This is a genomic window from Prosthecomicrobium sp. N25 (assembly GCF_037203705.1).
Taxonomy (GTDB): domain Bacteria; phylum Pseudomonadota; class Alphaproteobacteria; order Rhizobiales; family Ancalomicrobiaceae; genus Prosthecodimorpha.
Genome location: NZ_JBBCAT010000007.1, coordinates 52,944 through 66,740 on the forward strand (window position 1 = coordinate 52,944; position 13,797 = coordinate 66,740).

General features: G+C 71.0%; 18 protein-coding genes. 8 read left to right on the forward strand and 10 right to left on the reverse strand.

What is annotated here, in order from left to right:
- Positions 1-43: 43 nt before the first annotated feature.
- Positions 44-373, reverse strand: coding sequence for a thiosulfate oxidation carrier complex protein SoxZ (soxZ, locus tag WBG79_RS27225; RefSeq protein ID WP_337360403.1), 330 nt, complete (start codon positions 371-373; stop codon positions 44-46).
- A 51-nt stretch (positions 374-424) separates the two neighbouring features.
- A complete protein-coding gene (gene soxY / locus WBG79_RS27230) occupies positions 425-889 on the reverse strand; it encodes a thiosulfate oxidation carrier protein SoxY (RefSeq protein ID WP_337360404.1) in 465 nt (154 codons plus the stop codon).
- 223 nt (positions 890-1,112) lie between these two features.
- Between soxY and soxA the strand changes: the two genes are divergently transcribed.
- Both soxA and soxX read left to right on the forward strand, forming a co-directional pair.
- A complete protein-coding gene (soxA, locus tag WBG79_RS27235; protein ID WP_337360405.1) occupies positions 1,113-1,946 on the forward strand; it encodes a sulfur oxidation c-type cytochrome SoxA in 834 nt (277 codons plus the stop codon).
- A gap of 10 nt (positions 1,947-1,956) precedes the next feature.
- On the forward strand, positions 1,957-2,595 hold the full coding sequence (gene soxX / locus WBG79_RS27240; RefSeq protein WP_337360406.1) for a sulfur oxidation c-type cytochrome SoxX: 639 nt from the start codon (positions 1,957-1,959) through the stop codon (positions 2,593-2,595).
- Between the two features lie 21 nt (positions 2,596-2,616).
- Here the strand turns inward: soxX and WBG79_RS27245 are convergent, their stop codons facing one another.
- Both WBG79_RS27245 and WBG79_RS27250 read right to left on the reverse strand, forming a co-directional pair.
- Positions 2,617-3,189, reverse strand: coding sequence for a thioredoxin family protein (locus WBG79_RS27245; protein ID WP_337360407.1), 573 nt, complete (start codon positions 3,187-3,189; stop codon positions 2,617-2,619).
- Positions 3,190-3,211: 22 nt separating this feature from the next.
- Entirely contained in the window at positions 3,212-3,949 is a 738-nt protein-coding gene (locus WBG79_RS27250) for a cytochrome c biogenesis CcdA family protein (RefSeq protein ID WP_337360408.1), read from the reverse strand.
- Positions 3,950-4,052: 103 nt separating this feature from the next.
- Between WBG79_RS27250 and WBG79_RS27255 the strand changes: the two genes are divergently transcribed.
- From WBG79_RS27255 to WBG79_RS27270, 4 genes are all read left to right on the forward strand, one after another.
- The gene (locus WBG79_RS27255; protein ID WP_337360409.1) at positions 4,053-4,439 is read left to right on the forward strand and encodes a hypothetical protein; all 387 of its coding nucleotides are present in this window, start codon (positions 4,053-4,055) and stop codon (positions 4,437-4,439) included.
- Between the two features lie 23 nt (positions 4,440-4,462).
- Entirely contained in the window at positions 4,463-4,855 is a 393-nt protein-coding gene (locus WBG79_RS27260; protein ID WP_337360410.1) for an ArsR/SmtB family transcription factor, read from the forward strand.
- A 30-nt stretch (positions 4,856-4,885) separates the two neighbouring features.
- Positions 4,886-5,983, forward strand: coding sequence for a YeeE/YedE family protein (locus tag WBG79_RS27265; RefSeq protein ID WP_337360411.1), 1,098 nt, complete (start codon positions 4,886-4,888; stop codon positions 5,981-5,983).
- A gap of 85 nt (positions 5,984-6,068) precedes the next feature.
- A complete protein-coding gene (locus WBG79_RS27270) occupies positions 6,069-7,151 on the forward strand; it encodes a YeeE/YedE family protein (protein WP_337360412.1) in 1,083 nt (360 codons plus the stop codon).
- Between the two features lie 56 nt (positions 7,152-7,207).
- On the opposite strand, the gene WBG79_RS27275 is transcribed toward WBG79_RS27270, so the two are convergent.
- The 3 genes from WBG79_RS27275 to WBG79_RS27285 form a co-directional block, all read right to left on the reverse strand.
- Positions 7,208-7,672: a DUF411 domain-containing protein gene (locus WBG79_RS27275; protein ID WP_337360413.1), complete on the reverse strand. Its 465-nt coding sequence runs from the start codon at positions 7,670-7,672 to the stop codon at positions 7,208-7,210.
- A gap of 172 nt (positions 7,673-7,844) precedes the next feature.
- Positions 7,845-8,375 (reverse strand): 2,4'-dihydroxyacetophenone dioxygenase family protein, encoded by a 531-nt coding sequence (locus WBG79_RS27280; RefSeq protein ID WP_337360414.1) that lies wholly within the window; start codon positions 8,373-8,375, stop codon positions 7,845-7,847.
- A gap of 14 nt (positions 8,376-8,389) precedes the next feature.
- Complete coding sequence (locus tag WBG79_RS27285) at positions 8,390-9,097, reverse strand: SDR family NAD(P)-dependent oxidoreductase (protein WP_337360415.1); 708 nt, start codon at positions 9,095-9,097, stop codon at positions 8,390-8,392.
- A gap of 201 nt (positions 9,098-9,298) precedes the next feature.
- On the opposite strand from WBG79_RS27285, the gene WBG79_RS27290 reads away from it, so the two are divergent.
- The gene (locus tag WBG79_RS27290) at positions 9,299-9,724 is read left to right on the forward strand and encodes a DUF2382 domain-containing protein (protein ID WP_337360416.1); all 426 of its coding nucleotides are present in this window, start codon (positions 9,299-9,301) and stop codon (positions 9,722-9,724) included.
- Between the two features lies 1 nt (position 9,725).
- Positions 9,726-10,754: a YsnF/AvaK domain-containing protein gene (locus WBG79_RS27295; protein ID WP_337360417.1), complete on the forward strand. Its 1,029-nt coding sequence runs from the start codon at positions 9,726-9,728 to the stop codon at positions 10,752-10,754.
- A 9-nt stretch (positions 10,755-10,763) separates the two neighbouring features.
- Here the strand turns inward: WBG79_RS27295 and WBG79_RS27300 are convergent, their stop codons facing one another.
- From WBG79_RS27300 to uxaC, 3 genes are all read right to left on the reverse strand, one after another.
- Positions 10,764-11,042 (reverse strand): hypothetical protein, encoded by a 279-nt coding sequence (locus tag WBG79_RS27300; RefSeq protein WP_337360418.1) that lies wholly within the window; start codon positions 11,040-11,042, stop codon positions 10,764-10,766.
- 62 nt (positions 11,043-11,104) lie between these two features.
- Positions 11,105-12,124 (reverse strand): Gfo/Idh/MocA family protein, encoded by a 1,020-nt coding sequence (locus WBG79_RS27305; protein ID WP_337360419.1) that lies wholly within the window; start codon positions 12,122-12,124, stop codon positions 11,105-11,107.
- A 5-nt stretch (positions 12,125-12,129) separates the two neighbouring features.
- On the reverse strand, positions 12,130-13,539 hold the full coding sequence (gene uxaC / locus WBG79_RS27310; protein ID WP_337360420.1) for a glucuronate isomerase: 1,410 nt from the start codon (positions 13,537-13,539) through the stop codon (positions 12,130-12,132).
- Between the last annotated feature and the right edge of the window lie 258 nt (positions 13,540-13,797).

Consider the following 13,797-nt stretch of genomic DNA (forward strand, 5'->3'; position numbering starts at 1 on the left):
GGGGGACGGCGGCTCGCCGCCGCCGCGGATCGGTGCCGGCGGCTCAGGCCACCGTCAGCTTGGCGACATGCTCGGCGATGGACCCGTCGTCGTCGCGCCAGGTGAACTTGAACTCGCCCGACCGGGTCGCCTTGAAGAAGAACGACTGGTAGGGGTTGGCCGAGATCGACGGAAACCAGGACGCCGTGAAGAAGGGCTTGCCGTCGAAGGACGCCTGGAAGGTGTTCAGGATCTTGCGCGGGATCTGCTTGCCCTCGGCGTCCTTGCGCTGGCCGGATTCCATCTCGTGGGAGATCAGGCTCTTGATCTCGATGATCTCGCCGGCCTTGGCCTGGGCCGGGACGCGCACGCGCGGCTGAGCTTTGGTGGTCATGGTCTTGTCCTTTGCCTCTTGCGATCGTGACGGGGCGCGTCGGGCGCGCCTTCAGCCGCCGCAGCCGCCGATGGTGACCTTCACGTTCGCCTTGGCGGTGAAGAGCTTGCCGTCCGACATCTCGGCGACGCAGATCACGTTCTGCGTCTGGGCGAGGCGGATGCGGGTCGACGCCGAGGCCTTCCCGCTCTCGGGCGTGAACTGGTAGGTCAGCACCTGCGGCAGCGGGTTGCCGTCCGCGAAGACATGCACGGCCTTGACATGGTCCGCCTCCGTCATGGGGCTTTCCACGTCGATGTTGAGCGGCACCACCAGCCCGTTCTCGGCGATCTGCGGAATGTCGAGCTTGATGCGGCCCTCCGCGAAGCTCTTGTCGCCATAGAGCTTCTTCAGTTCTCCGGCGACGTCGGCCTCGGTGGCGAGAGCCAGCCGGGGGGCGAGCGCGGCCGCGAAGGCCGCGATGGCCCCGGCGGCGAGAGTCTGGCGGCGTGTCCACCGCGCTTCCTTGAACTCCATGTCCGGTCTCCTCCCGTTGCCGTCGTTCCCGGGCTTCCGACGCCGCCCAAAGACGCGCTTTTCAAATCGGTTCAAGAACTATATGATGGTTTCGGAATATTCAAGGGGGATCATAAAGCCTCCCGCCGGCCCCCGTCTCCGGGGCCCGCCGCAGGGGGCGATGGTCGGCCTTCCCCGGGATATCCGCAAGAGGTGCCCTCGGCAGAGGGGCGTGGGAGGAAGCATGAAGCAGCACGTGATGAGAACCGCCGCGGCGCTGGCCCTGGCGGTGGCCCTGATGCCGTCCGGCGCGGGCCGGGCCCAGGAGGCCGGGTCGAGCGAGGCGGAGATCCAGCGCTATCGCGACATGATCAGCGACCCGATGTCGAACCCGGGCTTCCTGGCCGTCGACCGGGGCGAGGTCCTGTGGTCGACCAAGCGCGGCACGAAGGACGCCAGCCTGGAGACTTGCGATCTCGGCGAGGGACCCGGCAAGCTGGAAGGCGCCTTCGCGCGCCTGCCGCGCTACTTCGCCGACGCCGACAAGGTCATGGACCTGGAGGTCCGGCTCCTGTGGTGCATGGACAAGATCCAGGGCCTCGACACCAAGGAGGTCGTCGCACGCCGCTTCTCCCGGCCCGGCGTCGCCTCCGACCTGGAGGACCTGACCGCCTACGTCGCCAACAAGTCGAGCGGGATGAAATACGAGGCCCAGCTGAAGCATCCCCGAGAGAAGGAGATGTTCGAGGCCGGCGAGGCCATGTTCTTCCGCCGGTCCGGCGTGATGGACTTCTCCTGCGCCACCTGCCACGGCGAGACCGGCCTGCGCATCCGCACCACCAACCTCCCGGACTTCGCCAAGCCCGGCAAGACGGCCCAGGAATCCATGGGCTCCTGGCCGACCTACCGCGTGTCGCAGACGGCCTTGCGCACCATGCAGAACCGGCTCTGGGACTGCTTCCGCCAGCAGCGGCTGCCTTCCGTCGACTACGGCTCCGACATCGTGACGGCGCTGTCCCTGTACCTCGTCGCCCGCGCCGACGGCGGCGAGATCCTGGTCCCCTCCATCAAGCGCTGAGGACGACGCCATGAAGACACGCCTCATCCCGGCCGCCGCCGTCGCGGCCGCCGCCGTCGTCTCGATCGCCGCCGGCGCCGTCGCGGACGACAAGGCCAAGACTCATCCGGAGCCGGCGGCCCTCGCCGCCATGATGAAGTCGAGCTGGTCGAAGGTGCAGCCCGACGAGTGGAAGACCCGCCTGGAGACCGACGAGGTCCAGGCGCTCTGCAACCTCTACCGCAATGCGCCGCCACCGGACGTCGCCGCCAAGATCCAGGCCGCCGCCGCGGCGGGCGTGGTCTATCCTGCCGACGGCAAGGTCGTCGGCGACTGGAAGAAGGGCCTGGCGCTCGCCAACAACGGCCGCGGGGGCCAGTTCTCCGACGGTCCCGACACGGTGAACGGCGGCAACTGCTATGCGTGCCACCAGATGGACCCGAAGGAGGTCAGCTTCGGCACCCTCGGCCCGAGCCTGACCGGCTACGGCAAGGCCAAGGGCTACGCCGCCGCGGCCGCCCGGGACGCCTACGCGAAGATCTACAACTCGCACACGACGCTGGCCTGTTCGAACATGCCCCGCTTCGGGCCGTCGAAATTCCTGAGCGAGGCGCAGATCAAGGACGCGGTCGCGGCCCTGTTCGACCCGGAGTCGCCGGTCAACAAGTAGACGCACGCCGCAGCGGGGGGCTCAGGCCCCCCGCTTGCGCAGCCAGTCCTGGAAGCTGCCGGCCTCGTAGCCCTTCTCCCGGACGAACCTGAACATCGCCAGGAACGGCTCCGGCTTCAGGTAGCCGGGAATGCGGGCGACCTCGCGCACCTGCGGAGCCTTGCCCTTCAGGCCCTCGGCGGCTTCGGGGAAGAACTGGACCGTCGGCGTGAAGCGGACCGCATACTTCTCCCCGAAGGCCTTCTCGCCGAGCCTCTCGCCGTCGAAGTCCGTCACCTCGCGCGCGCCGATGTGGTTGAGGTGGAGGATGACGAAATTATCCCGGACGTAGCCCTCGATGGCCGGGTCGGCGAAGTTCACCGTATGCAGCTCCTTGCAATACGGGCATCCCTTCAGCCCCCACAGGACCGCGAAGCGCTTGCCGTCCTGCGTCGCCTGGGCGAGATCCTCCGACAGGTCGAGGAAGCTCTCCAGGAACCACGGCAGCTGGTAGAGCCCGGACTCGTCCGGGACGGGCGCGGCCCCGGCCGGAGCGGGCCGGCCGGCCAGGACGGTGGCGCCGGTCGCGGCGAGAAGATGGCGGCGGGAAATCATCGAAGTCCTCCCTTTTGTCTTGTCAGCCGATCCGTCCGAGCGCGGGAAATGTGTCGAGGAGCCACTGCCCGACGGTCGGCATGCTCCCGGTCACGAAGAGAAGGCCGGTCACCACGAGCACGCCGCCGGTCGCCTTCTCGACCACGCCGAGGTACCGCCGGAACCGCCCCGCGAGCCGCAGGAACGGCCCCGCGAAGGCCGCGGCAGCCATGAACGGCAGACCGATCCCGGCGGCATAGACGGCGAGCAGCCCCGCCCCCTTCGCGGCCCCGTCCGACTGGGCCGCGACCAACAGGATCGTGGTCAGCACGGGCCCGACGCAGGGTGTCCACCCGAACCCGAAGGCAAGGCCGACCAGATAGGCCCCGGCGAGGCCCGCGGGCCTGCGATCCACCTGCAGGCGGGCCTCGCGATGGAGCAGCCCGATGCGCAGCACGCCGAGGAAATGCAGACCCATCACCCCCACGGCGACGCCCGACAGGATGGTGAGGAGACGCAGGTGCTCCGCCAGGAGCCGGCCCACCTGACTGGCGGTGGCCCCGAGCGCGACGAACACCGTTCCGAAGCCGAGCACGAACGCGACGGCGACCGTCAAGAGACGCAGCCGCGCGGTGCCCTCCCGCTCCGAACCGGCGAGTTGCTCCATGCCCATCCCGGCCAGGAAGCACAGATAGGGCGGGACCAGCGGCAGCACGCAGGGCGACAGGAACGACGCGAGGCCGGCCGCGAAGGCTGCGGGCAGGGACACGTCGAAATCCATCGGGTCCTCTGGGAGATTGACCGCGGCCGGGCGCCGCCGACACTGGCGCCGCGCGCGATCCTCAACTATATTCACTTTCCATGATAAAGATAGGGGCCGCGGGATGCCGGGCCGCAGGGGCGAGCACATGCACGTGCGTCTGACGATGATCGGGTTCGCCGCGGTGCTCCTTCTCGCGGGTGCCGAGGCGAGAGCCGCCGAGCTCCTGATGGTGGAGCGGACCGGCTGTGCCTGGTGCGAGCGCTGGCGAGCCCAGGTCGGGCCCGTCTACCCGAAGACAGACGAGGGGCGGACCGCGCCCCTGCGCCGCGCCGATCTCGACCGGATGCCGGAGGACCTCAGCCTGGCCGGCCCGGTCGTGTTCACCCCGACCTTCATCCTGGTCGACGACGGCCGCGAGATCGGACGCATCACGGGCTACGCTGACGAGTCCATGTTCTGGGGCCTGCTCGGCTCGCTCCTGAGGAAGCACGCCGGCGGCGCCGGCTAGGCGAGGAGGATCGCGAGGACCCGATGACCAGGATCGTATCGGAACGCATCGAGCGCGAGCTGGAGGGCGGCGCCGAGTTCTCTCCGGAACTCGAGCAGCTCATGCGGCGCGCCCGCGACGCCAGCGATTTCCTGAAGGCGATCTCGCACGAGAGCCGGCTGATCGTCCTGTGCCTCCTGTCCGAGAAGGAGCGCTCCGTCTCCGACCTCGAGCGCATCCTGTCGCTCCGCCAGCCGACGATCTCCCAGCAGCTCGCCCGCCTGCGCGAGGACGAGCTCGTCACCACCCGCCGGGACGGCAACACCATCTACTACAGCCTCGCCAACGACGACGTCCGGCGCGTCATCGCCCTCGTCTACTCCATCTTCTGCCACCCCGCCTTCGACCGGTCCGAGAAGGCGCCCGCGGGCCGCTGACGGCTGGCCCGGCGCCGGAGGACGCCCGCCATGGTGCACCCCGAATGGGCCGTCGGACTTTCCGGCTTCGCCACCGGCGCGGTCTGCGGCTTCGCCTTGCGGCGCGGCCGGCTCTGCACCTTCGGCGCCATCGAGGACTGGGTGACGGCGGGCGACACCCGCCGCCTCAAGGTCTTCGCCCTCGGGCTCGCCATCGCGCTGGCGGGAACCCAGGGGCTCGTCCTCGCCGGCCTCCTCGATCCGGCGGCGACCACCTACGTGCCGGCCGCGCTGCCGCTCCTCTCGATCGCCCTCGGCGGCCTCCTGTTCGGGATCGGCATGTCGCTGATCGGCACCTGCGGCATCGGTTCCCTGGTCCGGCTCGGCGGCGGCGACCTGCGCAGCCTGGTGGTGATCCTCGTCTTCGGCGCGGTCGCCTACGCGAGCCTGCGCGGCATCCTGTCGGGTTTCAGGATCGGCACCCTCGAGGCCATCCAGGTTCCCCTGCCGGACGGTCGGCGCGCAGACCTCGCCGACATGGCGCAGGCCGCCATCGGACCGCTCGGGCGCCCGGCGCTGGCCGGGGCGCTGCTGCTCGGCCTCGCCGCCTGGGCCCTCTCCGACCGGCGCCTCGCCCGCACGCCGCGGCTCGTCGGCGCCGGCGCGGCGCTCGGCCTGGGCGTGGTGGCCGGCTGGGTGGCCACGGGCGTCCTGGTCGACGAGTTCGCCACACCGAGACCCCAGAGCCTGACCTTCGTCGGGCCGGTCGCGCGGGCCCTCTTCGGGATTGTCGCGGCCACCGACAGCCTCGCTGACTTTGGCGTGGCGAGCGTCTTCGGTGTCGTGGCCGGGTCCGGCCTCGCGGCCGTCCGGGGCCGGCAGTTCCACTGGGAGGCCTTCGACGACCCGCGCGAGATGCGCCGCCATCTGCTCGGGGCCGCCCTGATGGGCTTCGGCGGTGTCGCGGCCGGGGGCTGCACCATCGGGCAAGGGCTGACGGCCGGATCGCTGCTCGCCCTCAGCTGGCCCGTCGCGCTGGCGGGCATCTTCCTCGGCGCGCGCCTCGGCATCTACTTCGTCCTGGAAGGCCGCCTCTCCGACGCGCTGCGGGACACCTTCCCACGTGTTTTCCGCCGCACGCAGCCCTGACCGCGCCGATTGACGCCGATCAAGGCCCGGCCGCCGCCTCCGAACTATATTCGCGTTCTCTGATATAGAAGTTCGGGAGATCGACATGCCGTTGGATTGGCTCGTCGAGCGCATCGGCGAGGGTCCCGCGGCCGCGCTCGGTGCCCTCGTCCTCGGCGTGGTGTTCGGCTTCGCGGCCGAGCGCAGCCGCTTCTGCCTGCGGGCGGCCGTGCTCGATTTCGTTCGCGGCGACTTCGGCCGCCGGCTCGCCGTCTGGCTCCTGGCCTTTTCGACCGCGGTCCTCATGACCCAGGCCGCCCTCGCGCTCGGGCTCCTCGGGACGAGCGGCATCCGCCAGCTGACCAGCCGCATCAGCCTGTCCGGCGCCATCATCGGCGGAGCCCTGTTCGGGGCCGGCATGGTGCTGGCGCGCGGCTGCGCCAGCCGGCTGCTCGTCCTCTGCGCCACCGGCAACTTGCGTTCCCTGCTGTCCGGCCTCGTCTTCGCGGTGTCGGCCCAGGCCGCCCTGCGCGGCATCCTCTCGCCGCTGCGAGACCGGCTCGCGGCACTGTGGACCGTCGACGACCCGGGCGTCATGGACGCCGCGGCGGCCCTCGGGCTCGACCGGTCCGGGTCCGCCCTCGTCGGCCTCCTGTGGCTCGCCGCGGGTCTCCTCTTCGCCGTCCGAAGCCGCCTGTCGGCGACCGAATGGCTCGGCGCCGTCGGCGTGGGGGCGACGGTCGCGGCCGGCTGGGTCTTCACCGACAGCCTGGCGGCCGCGAGCTTCGATCCGACCCCGGTCCGCAGCCTCTCCTTCACGGGCCCGTCGGCCAACACCCTGATGTTCGTGCTGAGCCCGCCCGGCCGCGGGCTCGAGTTCGACACCGCGCTGGTCCCGGGCGTCTTCCTCGGCGCCCTCCTGGGCGGCCTCGTCGGGGGCGACCTGAAGCTCGAGGGCTTCCGCGACGGCCAGTCCATGCGCCGCTCGATCGCCGGCGCGGTCATGATGGGTTTCGGCGGTATGTTGGCGGGTGGCTGCGCCGTCGGGGCCGGCGTCTCCGGCGCCGCCGTCTTCGCGACGGTCGCCTGGGTCACCCTCTTGGCCATGTGGACCGGCGCCGCTGTGGCCGATCGCCTGGTCGACCGCACCCCCGCGCCCCTGCCCGGCCCCGGCGCCGTCCTGTCCTGAGACGGAGGCGCAGCCTCATGCTGGCGACACGAAAGTCGGACCTTCGTGCGTCCGGTCTAGACGGGCTTGTCGCCGAGATAGCGGGCGAAGGGCGTGGTGCCGGAAGGCCCGAAGGCGACGACCTCGTAGGCCTCCGGGGCCATGTTCGCCACCTCCATCCCAGGCGATCCGATCGGCATGCCGGGGACGGCGAGGCCGACGGCCTTCGGGCGGTCGGCGAGCAGGCGCTCGATCTCGGCGGCCGGGACATGGCCCTCGATCACGTAGCCGTCGACCACCGCCGTGTGGCAGGACCAGAGATCCCGGGGAATCCCGCGCGCCTTCTTTACCGGCTCGAGCCGGTCGTTCTCGATCACGCGGACCGGAAAGCCGGCCGCCCTCAGGTGCTCGACCCAAGCGTTGCAGCAGCCGCAGGACGGGTCCTTCTCGACGATCACGAGCGGCTTCTTTCCGACGGCGGCCCGAGCCGGAGCGGCGCCGAAAGCCAGCAGGCCAGCGAGGAGGACACGGCGGTTCAGCATGCGGGTCTCCGGAACGGCACAGGGGCGGGCTGCGGGAGCGTAGCCCTGGCGATTATTGAATGTAACCTAGCCGGCCCGGCAGGAAAGACCTTGACAAAGATCAGGCGGCGGCCGGCGGATCAGGGCCGGTCCGCAGCGCCATGCGCTGGAGGACCGCATCCCGCGGCACCGGTCAGCGGATGAACTGATCGATGTAGCCCTCGCCGAGGCCGACCGCCGTGTAGTGCCGGCGGCACTTGTCGATGCGGGTGAAGACGTCGTCGTAGCCCGTGCAGGCGCCGTCCGGATCGACGTAGATCATCGCGCCGTTGACCTGGAAGAGGGTGATCATCTCCTCGACATGCGGGTCGACCACGAGCGTGTGCGTCTCGCCCGGCGCCTCGTACACGTAGGAGCCCTCGCGGGCGACCCAGTCGTGCTCGAGGTAGCGCCATTCGCCGCGGATCACATAGCCGTGGACGGGCTGGGGGTGGCGGTGGCGCGACAGGACGCCGGCGCGGCGGACGCGCAGGAGGTTCATCCAGTAGCCGCGCGACGCCACCATGCAGAGAGGGCGGAACCAGACATTGTCGTCGACCGGCACCCAGATCCGCTCGTCCTCCGGGATGACGTCGGGCACGACCAGTTCGGGCGGAGACTCCTTCGGCATCGGGTGGCGGTAGGGGAGCCACTTGTCGCTCGAGGGGGGCACGGGGGCGGTCATGGGCAACTCCCTTGTCAGACGGCGAGATAGCCGCCGTCGACCGGCAGCACGGTGCCGGTGATGAAACGCGCCGCGTCGGAGGCCAGGAAGACCACCACCCCGCCGAGATCGTCGGGGCGGCCCCAGCGGCCGAGGGGCGTGCGGGCCAGGATCGGCGCCGAGCGGGCCGGGTCCTCGACCAGCGGACGGGTCAGATCGGTCTCGATCCAGCCGGGCGCGACGGCGTTGACCCGGATGCCCTCGGCGGCCCAGGCGGCGGCGAGGCTCCTGGTCAACTGCGCGACGCCGCCCTTCGAGGCGGAGTAGCCGGGCACGAAGGGCGAGCCCTGGAAGCTCAGCATCGAGGCGGTGTTGACGATCGATCCCCGGGCGGCGGCGAGCAGCGGGCGGGCCGCGAGGCACATCCGCATCGTGCCCACCAGGTTGACCTCGAGGGTGTTGCGAAAGCCGTCGATGTCGAACTCGCGGCCGCCGCGCTGGATGATCCCGGCGCAGTTGACGAGAAGGTCGAGACGTTCGAGGCCGGCGAGCGCGGCCTCCGCGGAGGCCTGGTCGGTGACGTCGAGCCGCCGGGTCTCGACCGCCGGGTCCGGCCGGAAGGCGGCGATCTCGGCCTCGGTCAGCCCGCAGGCGACCACCCGCCAGCCATCGGCCGCCAGGGCGCGGACGATCCCCTCGCCGATTCCGCGGGTTCCCCCCGTGACGAGGGCGCTCCTGCGCATGCGTGGTCCTCCCCGGCCGGCTTCTGCGGCCGACCCGGGCCAGAACAGCAGGCGCGGCGGCCGCTGTCCAGCCCGGCTGGCCCGCGTGCCGGGCGCATGGGCCACGTCGACCCGACGCAGGCGAGGGTCGAAGGACATCGGAGAAACTGCGGAGCCGGCGCTCGCCAAGGAACCGGACTCGGTGGCTCACGTTGGTGGCCCATGAGCGACGAGACCGACGGCACTTCGGACGAACGGCGGCAGGCTACGGTCAAGATTCCGGTCGCCGAAGAAGAAATGCGGGTCGACAAGGTCGTCAGGACGATCGGCAAGGTCAGGGTCTCGACCGAAACGGACGTCACCGAGGAGATCGCACGCGCGGATCTGGCCCGGGAGACCGTCGAGATCTCCGAGACGGAGGTTGGAGAAGTCGTGACGTCCGTGCCGCAGGTCCGGACGGAAGGCGACACCACCATCATCCCGATCTTCGAGGAGCGGCTCGTGGTCGAACGGCAGCTCGTGCTCCTGCGCGAGATCCGCATCACCCGGCATACGTCCCGTGAACGCGTGGAAGTCCCCGTCCGCCTGCGCCGCCAGAAGGCGGTGATCGAGCGGGAGGGAGAGGAACCGGACACTTCAGGAGGATAGCATGATGGAGTCCACAACCGGGTCGGGGCGCCGGACGCTCACGGCCTTCTACGACCGCATGAGCCACGCCGAAGAGGCGATGTCGCGCCTGCGCAGCGCGGGCATCGCGGAGTCCGACATGCGGCTCGTGCAGGGCACCCGCCCCGGCATGGCCGAGACCAGCGTCGACACCACCCGCGACCGTGAGCCGGGCTTCTGGGAGAGCCTGGCGGACCTGTTCCTGCCCGACGAGGACCGGCACACCTACGCGGAGGGCCTCTCCCGCGGCGGCTATCTCTTGACCGTCACCACGCAAGGCACGCTCTACGACACCGCGCTCGACATCATGGACGACGAAGGCACCGTCGACATGGAGGAGCGTTCGTCCACGTGGCGCTCCGAAGGCTGGACCGGTACCTACGCGGGCATCGACCCGACGGGCCGGGACTATGCGGGCCGCGACACCGCGAGCGGTGACCGCCTCGGGTCCGGCTCGTCCTGGTCCGGTTCGTCCTACGAAGCCGATCGGACCGGGACCGGAGCGGGCGCGGGCGGAACCACGGGCCTGTCCGGCACCTCCGGCCTCGGGACAGACTCCGGCGCGACACGCACCGGCACCTCGGCCTGGTCGGACCGCGCGGATTCGATTTCCGGCACCGACCGGGACTCGATCCCGGTGATCCAGGAGGAGCTCCGGGTCGGCAAGCGCGACGTGGAGCACGGCCGCGTGCGGGTGCGCAGCTACGTGGTCGAGGAGCCGGTCGAGACCTCGGTCGGCCTGCGCAGCGAGCATGTCCAGGTCGAGCGCCGGCCCGTCGATCGCCCGGCCGATGCCTCCGCGGACCTGTTCCGCGAGCGCACCATCGAGGCCAGCGAACGCGCCGAGGAGGCCGTGGTCTCCAAGGACGCCCGCGTGGTCGAGGAGGTCTCGCTGAGGAAGGACGTCCAGGAAGAGCAGCGGCGCGTGTCCGACACGGTTCGCAAGACCGAGGTCGAGGTCGACGACGAGCGCTCGGCGCTCCGGCCCGACGGGACCCGCTTCAACCGCTGAGGCGATCCTTCAGTCCGGGCACGAGACGAGGCGGAGATGCTGACGGCGTCTCCGCTTCGTGAAGCAGACGAGCACGCGGTCGCCGAGGTCCGCCTGCTCGATCGCCGCGAACCCGAGGCCGGCGGCCAGGTCGCGCGCCTGCTCGAGGGCCGTCCGGCCGACCGGACGCACCACGTCGGCGCCGGCCGAGGCGAGGGTCGCGGCCAGGATGCCGATCTCGACGCCCTCCAGGAACTCGGCGCTCCGCCGGGGAAAACGGAGGTTCAGTCCGGGTTCCACCTCGATCATCCGCTCAGGCCTCCTTCGGAGCGACGGCTCGTCGCCGTGATGCCGCCCGTCGGTGGTTTCCGTCAAGCGCCGTTCCGCGTCCGGGCGCCGGCGGCCAGGATGGCGTCGACGAGCTGTTGCGTGGCGAGCGCATCCTCGCCCGGGACGAGCGGGTCGCGGTCCTCCTCGATGGCGTCGAGGAAGTCGGCGAGCAACGCCCGATGCGCGTCGTTGGGGAAGTCCATGAAGGCCGCGCCGGCACCGACCTCCGCCGTGTCCTTCACCGCCTCGGTGCGCCCGTCGTGCCAGGCGACCGTCAGGCTGCCGCCTTCGATGCGCGCGGAGCCGTGGCGGGCCAGGATCTCGATGCGCTCCGTCGTGCCCGGATAGGCCGCCGTGGTGGCGATCACCGTGGCGGGCGCGCCGTTCCGAAGCCGCAACAGGGCGCTCGCCCAGTCCTCCGTCTCCATCCGGTGGATGCCGGTGGTCGCGACCTGGGCGGCCTCGACCCGCTCGACGCCGCCGACCAGGGCCCGGAACAGGTCGAGCGTGTGGATCGCCTGGGTCAGCAGCACGCCGCCGCCGTCGCGGGCGAGCGTGCCGCGGCCCGGCTCGTCGTAGTAGCCCTGCGGGCGCCACCAGGGAACGATCGCGAGCGCGGCCTCGATCGGCCCGAGGCTGCCGTCGGCGACGAGGACCGCGAGGCGCCGCGAGGCGGGGCGGAAGCGGTGCTGCAGCGTGACGGCGAGGCGCTTGCCGGCCGCGCGGCCGGCGGCGACCAGCCGCTCGGCCTTGGCGGTGGTCAGCTCCAGCGGCTTCTCGACGAGAACGTGCCGGCCGGCCGCGAACGCCTTCCCGGCGACCTCGAGATGGGCGGCGGGCGGGGTCAGGACCATGACGGCCTCGACGCGCGGATCGGCGATCGCGGCGTCGACGTCGGTCGTGACCGGGAAGGGGAAGCGGGCCGCGAAGGCCCGGGTCTTCTCCTCGGAGCGCGAGGCGGCCCAGACCACGTCGACACGGTCGGCGAGGTCGACGAGGCTCCTGGCATGCGGCGTGACGGCGGCTCCGAGGCCGACGACGGCGATCCCGATTCGGCGCATGGGCGTCAATCCAGCTTGTAGGCCTTGCGGGCCAGGTCGTAGGCGAGGTCGCGGGCGACCGTGAAGGCCTCGTCCTCGTCCAGCCGATGGGTCGTGACCAGGTTCGCCAGGTAGGCGCAGTCGACCCGGCGGGCGACGTCGTGGCGGGCCGGGATCGACGTGAAGGCGCGCGTGTCGTCGTTGAACCCGACCGTGTTGTAGAAGCCGGCGGTCTCGGTGGTCAGCTCGCGGTAGCGCAGCATCCCCTCCGGGCTGTCGTAGAACCACCAGGCCGGGCCGAGCTTCAGGCACGGATAGTGCCCGGCGAGCGGCGCCAGTTCGCGCGAATAGCTGGTCTCGTCGAGGGTGAACAGGATGACGGTCAGCGCCGCCTCGTTGCCGTACCGGTCGAGGAGCGGCTTCAGGGCGGAGACGTAGTCGGTGCGCCCCGGGATGTCGGCGCCCTTGTCGGCGCCGAAGCGGGCGAAGACCTTCGGGTTGTGGTTCCGGCGCGAGCCCGGGTGGATCTGCATGACGAGCCCGTCCTCCAGGCTCATGCCGGCCATCTCGGTCAGGCACTGGGCGCGGAACAGCTCGGCGTCGGCCGCCGAGGCGCCGCCCTTGCGGACGCGGTCGTAGAGGGCCTCGGCCTCTGCGCGGGAGAGATCGGCGGTCTGGGCGCTGGGGTGGCCGTGATCGGTCGAGGTCGCGCCGAAGCTCTTGAAATAGGCGCGGCGGCGGCGGTGCGCCTCCAGGTATCCGGTCCAGGTGCCGACGTCGACGCCGGCGATCTCCCCGAAGGCGCGCAGGTTCTCGGCGAAGCCGGGGAAGTCGGGGTCGCAGACCGGGTCGGGTCGGTAGGCGGTCACCACGCGGCCGGACCAGCCGGACTCGCGCACGGCGCGGTGGTGGCGCAGGTCGTCGAGCGGGCTCTCGGTCGTGGCGATGACTTCGATGTTGAAGCGCTCGAACAGGGCGCGCGGCCGGTAGTCCGGGCGGGCCAGATGCTCCGCGATGGTGTCGTAGTAGAGGTCGGCGGTCTCCGCGGAGAGCCGCTTCGTCAGGCCGAAGAGCGTCTCGAAGGAATGATCGAGCCACATCCGCGAAGGCGTGCCGCGGAAGAGGAAGTAGTTCTCCGCGAAGCGCCGCCAGATCTTGCGGGGATCGGTCTCGGTCGGGCTGCCGTCGCGGGTCGGAATGCCGAGGGCCTCGAGGGGAACGCCCTGGCTGTAGAGCATGCGCGTGACGTAATGGTCGGGGATCACGAAGAGCTTCGCCGGGTCCGGGAAGGGCTCGTTCTCGGCGTACCAGCGCGGATCGGTATGGCCGTGCGGGGAGACGATCGGCAGGTCGCGGACGGTCGCGTAGAGCCGGCGGGCCAGGTCCCGCGTGGCGGGCTCCGCCGGGAAGAGGCGGTCTTCGTGGATGAGGGCCATGTGTCTCCTCCGCGCCGGCCTCCTTTGGGTCGGCGGATTTGTCTGACAAGCTCGGACCTGTCTAACACGAACTAGGCTCGCCGATCCAGATGCCATCCCGCATGCGTGCGGCGCGTCCCGTCCGGGACCCGATACTCGCAAAGCCGCCCCGCCTCCGTATACTGGCGGGACCGGCGCCCCGGCGGGGCCGGCCCGCGGTCGCGAAAGCCGCGCAATCCGGCGGAAAGCCGGACTGAACTGGAAGGCCCGGGAGGCGCT